Raw genomic sequence first — 6,636 nt, forward strand, 5'->3', positions numbered from 1 at the left:
GACCCCCGCGGCCCGTACGCCTCCCGGCGTGCGGGCCGCACCCCGTTGTCCACGCGTTCATCCGTACGTGCTCATTCGCACGTGCGTTTCCTCTGGAGGTACCCCCCGTGGCGCAGGCCCCGGCGGTAACGCAGCGTCCCGGCACCACCCGGACCCTGCTCAAGGGCGTCGACGGCGCCGGCACGGTGCGCCGCACCGTTCTCCCCGGCGGCCTGCGGGTCGTCACCGAGACCCTGCCGACGGTGCGCTCCGCGACCTTCGGCATCTGGGTCGGCGTCGGCTCGCGGGACGAGACCCCGCAGCTCAACGGCGCCACCCACTACCTGGAGCACCTGCTCTTCAAGGGCACCGAGCGGCGCAGCGCGCTGGACATCTCGGCGACCCTGGACGCGGTCGGCGGCGAGATGAACGCCTTCACCGCGAAGGAGAACACCTGCTACTACGCCCGGGTCCTGGACACCGACCTGCCGCTGGCCATCGACGTGGTCTGCGACATGCTCACCAACTCGCTGATCCGCACCGAGGACGTGGAGGCCGAGCGCGGCGTCATCCTTGAGGAGATGGCGATGGCCGAGGACGACCCGGGCGACGTGGTGCACGACCTGTTCGCCAAGGTGATCTACGGCAGCGGCCCGCTCGGCCGCCCGATCCTCGGCACCCAGGAGACCATCCGCACGCTCACCCGGGACCAGATCGCCGGCTTCTACCGCCGCCGCTACCGGCCCGAGCAGCTGGTCGTCGCCGCGGCCGGCAACCTTGACCACCGCAAGGTGGTCAAGCAGGTCGAGCAGGCCTTCGCGCCGGTGCTGGCGGCCTCCACCGCGGCCCCCGCCGAGGCCCGCCGCGGCGTCAAGGCGCTGCGCACGGCCGGCAAGGTCGAGGTGCTCAACCGCTCCACCGAGCAGGCCCACCTGGTGCTGGGCGTCCCCGGGGTGCCGCGGCACGACGAGCGGCGCTGGGCGATGGGCGTGCTCAACGCGGCGCTCGGCGGCGGGATGAGCTCCCGGCTGTTCCAGGAGGTCCGCGAGAAGCGCGGTCTGGCGTACTCGGTCTACTCGTACTCCTCGTCCTACGCGGACAGCGGCCTGTTCGGCATCTACGCCGGCTGCCAGCCCAAGCGGGTCGAAGAGGTGCTGCGGATCTGCCGCACCGAGCTGGCCAAGGTGGTCGAGGAGGGCATCACCGAGGAGGAGCTCCAGCGCGCGATCGGCCAGATCTCCGGCTCCACGGTGCTCGGCATGGAGGACACCGGCTCGCTGATGAACCGGATCGGCAAGGCCGAGCTCAGCTACGGGCACCACCTGTCGGTGGACGAGATGCTGGAGCGGATCGCGGCGGTGACCCTGGAGGACGTCCACGCGGTCGCGCGTGATGTGCTGGGCGCGTACCGGCCGTCGCTCGCCCTGATCGGCCCGGTCACCGACAAGCGGGCCGCCAAGCTCGCCGATCTGCTGGTGTGAGAGGACATTCGCTATGACGCTGCGTGTCGCCGTGATCGGCGCCAAGGGACGGATCGGCTCCGAGGCGGTCAAGGCCGTCGAGGCCGCGCCGGACCTGGAGCTGGTGGCCGCCCTCGGCCGTGACTCGAAGCCGGAGGAGCTGACCGAGGCCGGCGCCCAGGTCGCCGTCGAGCTGACCCACCCGGACTCGGTGATGGGCAACCTGGACTACTGCCTGCACCACGGCATCCACGTGGTCACCGGCACCACCGGCTGGACGGACGAGCGGCTCGCCACCGTCCGCGGCTGGCTGGCGGACGCCCCGGAGCTCGGCCTGCTGATCGCGCCGAACTTCTCCATCGGCGCCATCCTCGGCATGAAGTTCTCCCAGGTCGCCGCCCGGTACTTCGAGTCGGTCGAGGTGGTCGAGCTGCACCACGACCGCAAGGCCGACGCCCCCAGCGGCACCGCCACCCGCACCGCCCAGCTGATCGCGGCCGCCCGGGCCGAGGCCGGCCGGCCGCCGCAGCAGGACCCGACCACCCACAGCCTGCCCGGCGCGCGCGGCGCCGACGTGGACGGGGTGCCGGTGCACGCGGTGCGGCTGCGCGGCCTGCTCGCCCACCAGCAGGTCATGTTCGGCGACACCGGCGAGACGCTCACCATCCGGCACGACTCGCTGCACCACAGCAGCTTCATGCCGGGCATCCTGCTGGGCGCGCGCAAGGTCGTCGAGACCCCGGGGCTGACCTTCGGCCTCGAACACTTCCTGGACCTGTGATTGTGTTGATTTCCAGGAGTGCGTCATGACCTCGCGTACCGGTTTCTTCGTCCTGTCCGGCGTGCTGCTGCTGGTCGCCCTGGTCTGCGTGGGCGAGGGCGTCCAGCTGATCGCCACCGGCAAGCCGCTCGGCATCGGCATCGGGATCTGCGCCTTCGTGATCCCGGTGATCGGCGTCTGGTTCCTGCGCCAGACCGTCCGCTTCGGCAAGGCCAGCGAGCAGCTGGCCCGTGAGCTGGAGGCCGAGGGCGGCCTGCCGGTGGACGAGCTGAAGCGCAGCAAGGGCGGACGGATCGACCGGGCCTCGGCCGACGCGGTGTTCGCCCGCCGCCAGTCCGAGGCACAGGCCGCGCCGGGCGACTGGCGGGTCTGGTTCCGCCTGGCCGTGGCCTACGCCGACGCCGGCGACACCCCGCGCGCCCGCAAGACCATGCAGCACGCCATCAAGCTGCACAGCACCGAACCCGCAAGGAGTAACGCGTGAGCGACGAACCGACGGCCCCCAGCTTCCGCAGCGACGTGACGGTGGAGCTGGTCCGCAGCGCCGCCGCCGACTCGGACGTCGTCTGGGCGGCCCGGGTCTCTACCGCGGGCGAACAGTCCCTGGAGGCCGTCCAGCAGGACCCGGAGAAGTCCAAGGGCCTGATCAACTTCCTGATGCGCGACCGGCACGGCACGCCGTTCGAGCACAACTCGATGACCTTCTTCATCAGCGCGCCGATCTTCGTGTTCCGGGAGTTCCACCGGCACCGCAGCGGCTGGTCGTACAACGAGGAGTCCGGCCGCTACCGCGAGCTCCAGCCGGTCTTCTACGTGCCGGGCGAGGAGCGCAAGCTGGTCCAGCAGGGCCGCCCGGGCAAGTACGAGTTCCACGAGGGCACCCCCGAGCAGCACAAGACCACCGTCGAGGCGATGGAGGCCGCGTACCGCGAGTCCTACACCCGCTACCAGGAGATGCTGGCCGCCGGTGTGGCCCGCGAGGTGGCTCGCGCGGTGCTGCCGGTGGGCCTGTTCTCCTCGATGTACGCGACCTGCAACGCGCGTTCGCTGATGCACTTCCTGTCGCTGCGCACCAAGCGGGACAACTCGGCGGTGCCGTCCTTCCCGCAGCGCGAGATCGAGATGGTCGCCGAGCAGATGGAGGAGCAGTGGGCCCGGCTCATGCCGCTCACCCATGCGGCCTTCGAGAAGCACGGCCGAGTCGCCCCCTGACCTGGGGCGACTGGCATCCGGGCAGAGTGTCTGGCATGTCTGGATTGCGGCTTTTCTAGCCGCTCCCTACATTCGTGAACACGGATTCCGGTGCTGCCTGAACCCCCGAGCGGGCAGCACCGGGATCCCACGTCAGCGCCACCGACACGGTTCACCTGTCCGAACACCGGACCGGCATGGGGGACGCCCCACCCCCTACGAGTAGCTTTGGACGCATGGCTCCGACCTCCACCCCCCAGACGCCGTTCGGCCGGGTCCTGACCGCGATGGTCACCCCGTTCACCGCCGACGGCGCGCTCGACCTCGACGGCGCCCAGCGCCTCGCCACGCACCTCGTGGACTCCGGCAACGACGGGCTCGTCGTCAACGGCACCACCGGGGAGTCCCCGACCACCAGCGACGCCGAGAAGGCCCAGCTGGTCCGCGCCGTGGTCGAGGCGGTCGGGGACCGCGCCCACGTGGTGGCGGGCGTCGGCACCAACGACACCCACCACAGCGTCGAGCTGGCCCGGCAGGCGGAGACCGCCGGAGCGCACGGCCTGCTGGTCGTCACGCCGTACTACAGCAAGCCCCCGCAGGAGGGCCTGTACCGGCACAACGTCGCCATCGCCGACGCGACCGGGCTGCCGGTCATGCTGTACGACATCCCGGGCCGCAGCGGGGTCGCGCTGAGCCACGAGACGCTGGTCCGCCTCGGCGCGCACCCGCGGATCGTCGCCAACAAGGACGCCAAGGGCGACCTCGGCGCCGCGGCGTGGGCGATCGCCCGCGCCGACCTCGCCTGGTACTCCGGCGACGACATCCTCAACCTGCCGCTGCTGTCCGTCGGAGCCGTCGGCGTGGTGAGCGTCGTCGGGCACGTGGTGGCCGGGGACCTGCGCGCGATGGTCGAGGCCTTCGTGGCGGGCGATGTGGTCAAGGCCACCAGCATCCACCAGCGCCTGCTGCCGGTGTTCAGCGGTATGTTCCGCACCCAGGGCGTGATCCTCACCAAGGCCGCCCTGGAGCTCCAGGGCCTGCCGGCCGGACCGCTGCGACTGCCGCTGGTCGGCGCGACGGCCGAGGAGGTCGAGCGATTGAGGCAGGATCTCGCCGCCGGCGGGGTACACCTGTAGCAGACAAGGACGTGCGCGCCCCCGGCTCGCCGGGCCCTCCCGGGTCCGCCGCTGGACCGGACCGCAGGCGCGAGTGCACAGACCCAGTAGGAAAACGACACTGAGTACGCACGCCATATGTCTCCAGGGGGAGGACCCCGGACATATGGCGTGCGTCGTGAGGAGAGTCTTTTGAGCCACCCGCACCCCGAGCTCGGCGCACCCCCGGCCCTGAAGGAGGGCGCCCTCCGGATCACCCCGCTCGGCGGCCTCGGTGAGATCGGCCGCAACATGACGGTCCTGGAGTACGGGGACCGCATCCTGATCATCGACTGCGGTGTCCTCTTCCCCGAGGACGAGCAGCCCGGCGTGGACCTGATCCTCCCGGACTTCACTTACATCCGGGACCGCCTCGACAAGGTCGACGGCATCATCCTCACCCACGGGCACGAGGACCACATCGGCGCCGTCCCCTTCCTCCTGCGGGAGAACCCGGACATCCCGCTGATCGGCTCCAAGCTGACCCTGGCGCTGATCGAGGCCAAGCTCGCCGAGCACCGCATCCGGCCGTACGTGCTGGAGGTCAAGGAGGGCGAGCGCGAGCGCATCGGCCCCTTCGACTGCGAGTTCATCGCGGTCAACCACTCCATCCCGGACGCCCTCGCCGTGGCCGTCCGCACCCCCGCCGGCATGGTCGTGGCCACCGGTGACTTCAAGATGGACCAGCTGCCGCTGGACGGTCGCCTGACCGACCTGCCGACCTTCGCCAAGCTGGCGGAGGAGGGCATGGACCTGCTGCTGGTGGACTCCACCAACGCCGAGGTCCCCGGCTTCATCCCGCACGAGCGGGACATCTCGGCGGCGCTGCGCAACGTCTTCGCGAACGCCGACAAGCGGATCATCGTGGCCTCCTTCGCGAGCCACGTGCACCGCATCCAGCAGGTGCTGGACGCCGCCCACGAGTACAAGCGCAAGGTCGCCTTCGTCGGGCGCTCGATGGTCCGCAACATGGGCATCGCTCGCGACCTCGGCTACCTGAAGGTCCCCGGCAACATGATCGTGGACGTCAAGCAGCTGGACGACCTGCCGGACAAGGAGGTCGTGCTGATCTGCACCGGTTCGCAGGGCGAGCCGATGGCGGCGCTGTCCCGGATGGCCAACCGCGACCACCAGATCCGCATCGTCGAGGGCGACACCGTCGTCCTGGCCTCCTCGCTCATCCCGGGCAACGAGAACGCCGTCTACCGGGTGATCAACGGCCTGACCCGCTGGGGCGCCAAGGTCGTGCACAAGGGCAACGCCAAGGTGCACGTCTCAGGCCACGCCTCGGCCGGCGAGCTGCTCTACTTCTTCAACATCTGCAAGCCGCGCAACCTGATGCCGGTCCACGGCGAGTGGCGCCACCTGCGCGCGGCCGCCGAGCTGGGCATCGCCACCGGGGTGCCGCGCAACCGCGTGGTCATCGCCGAGGACGGCGTCTGCGTCGACCTGGAGGGCGGCGTCGCCCGGATCGTCGGCAAGGTCCAGGCCGGCTACGTCTACGTGGACGGCTCCTCGGTCGGCGACATCAGCGAGGCCTCGCTCAAGGACCGCAGGATCCTCGGCGAGGAGGGCTTCATCTCGGTCTTCGTCGCGGTCGACTCGACCAACGGCAAGATCATCGGTGGCCCGACCATCCAGGCCCGCGGCTCCGGCATCGACGACAACGCGTTCGGCCCGGTCGTCGCCAAGCTCCAGGAGGCCCTGGACCGCTCGGCGAGCGACGGCGTGCTGGACCCCCGTCAGGTGCAGCAGCTGGTTCGCCGGACCATCGGCAAGTGGGTCGCGGACAACTACCGCCGCCGGCCGATGATCCTGCCCGTCGTGGTCGAGGTCTGACGCTCGCTCAACGTCGACTGACGTCGGTTTGACGTGGGGCGACCCGGTGCGTAATGTTCTCCGGGTTGCCCCACGGGACGGCCCCTCGGAAACGGGCTCGAATTCGAATTCGAGAACGACCGGGGAAAACGGACCGAGAAACTCTGCTAGAGTTCGGGAGCGCCGAAAGGCAAAAGCGGATCGAATGAAAGAAACTCCGGAAAACGGAGCGGAAAACATCTGATAAGCTTGA

Annotated in this window: 6 protein-coding genes; all 6 read left to right on the top strand. The window is 70.2% G+C overall.

Annotated features, from left to right (window positions below):
* The first annotated feature begins 107 nt into the window (after positions 1 to 107).
* The 6 genes from QWJ13_RS33015 to QWJ13_RS33040 all read left to right on the top strand — a co-directional run bounded on the left by QWJ13_RS33015 (position 108) and on the right by QWJ13_RS33040 (position 6,404).
* Positions 108 to 1,460: a M16 family metallopeptidase gene (locus QWJ13_RS33015; RefSeq protein ID WP_316529237.1), complete on the top strand. Its 1,353-nt coding sequence runs from the start codon at positions 108 to 110 to the stop codon at positions 1,458 to 1,460.
* Positions 1,461 to 1,473: 13 nt separating this feature from the next.
* Complete coding sequence (dapB, locus tag QWJ13_RS33020) at positions 1,474 to 2,220, top strand: 4-hydroxy-tetrahydrodipicolinate reductase (protein WP_316529239.1); 747 nt, start codon at positions 1,474 to 1,476, stop codon at positions 2,218 to 2,220.
* Between the two features lie 25 nt (positions 2,221 to 2,245).
* Positions 2,246 to 2,704 (top strand): tetratricopeptide repeat protein, encoded by a 459-nt coding sequence (locus QWJ13_RS33025; RefSeq protein ID WP_316529242.1) that lies wholly within the window; start codon positions 2,246 to 2,248, stop codon positions 2,702 to 2,704.
* A complete protein-coding gene (gene thyX, locus QWJ13_RS33030; protein ID WP_316529245.1) occupies positions 2,701 to 3,432 on the top strand; it encodes an FAD-dependent thymidylate synthase in 732 nt (243 codons plus the stop codon). The genes QWJ13_RS33025 and thyX overlap by 4 nt, the downstream gene beginning before the upstream one ends.
* A gap of 215 nt (positions 3,433 to 3,647) precedes the next feature.
* Positions 3,648 to 4,547, top strand: a complete 900-nt coding sequence (dapA, locus tag QWJ13_RS33035; RefSeq protein ID WP_316529247.1) for a 4-hydroxy-tetrahydrodipicolinate synthase — start codon at positions 3,648 to 3,650, stop codon at positions 4,545 to 4,547.
* A gap of 171 nt (positions 4,548 to 4,718) precedes the next feature.
* Positions 4,719 to 6,404: a ribonuclease J gene (locus QWJ13_RS33040; RefSeq protein WP_316529249.1), complete on the top strand. Its 1,686-nt coding sequence runs from the start codon at positions 4,719 to 4,721 to the stop codon at positions 6,402 to 6,404.
* Positions 6,405 to 6,636: the final 232 nt, after the last annotated feature.

Source organism: Kitasatospora brasiliensis (genome assembly GCF_032654805.1).
Classification (GTDB): Bacteria; Actinomycetota; Actinomycetes; order Streptomycetales; family Streptomycetaceae; genus Kitasatospora; species Kitasatospora brasiliensis.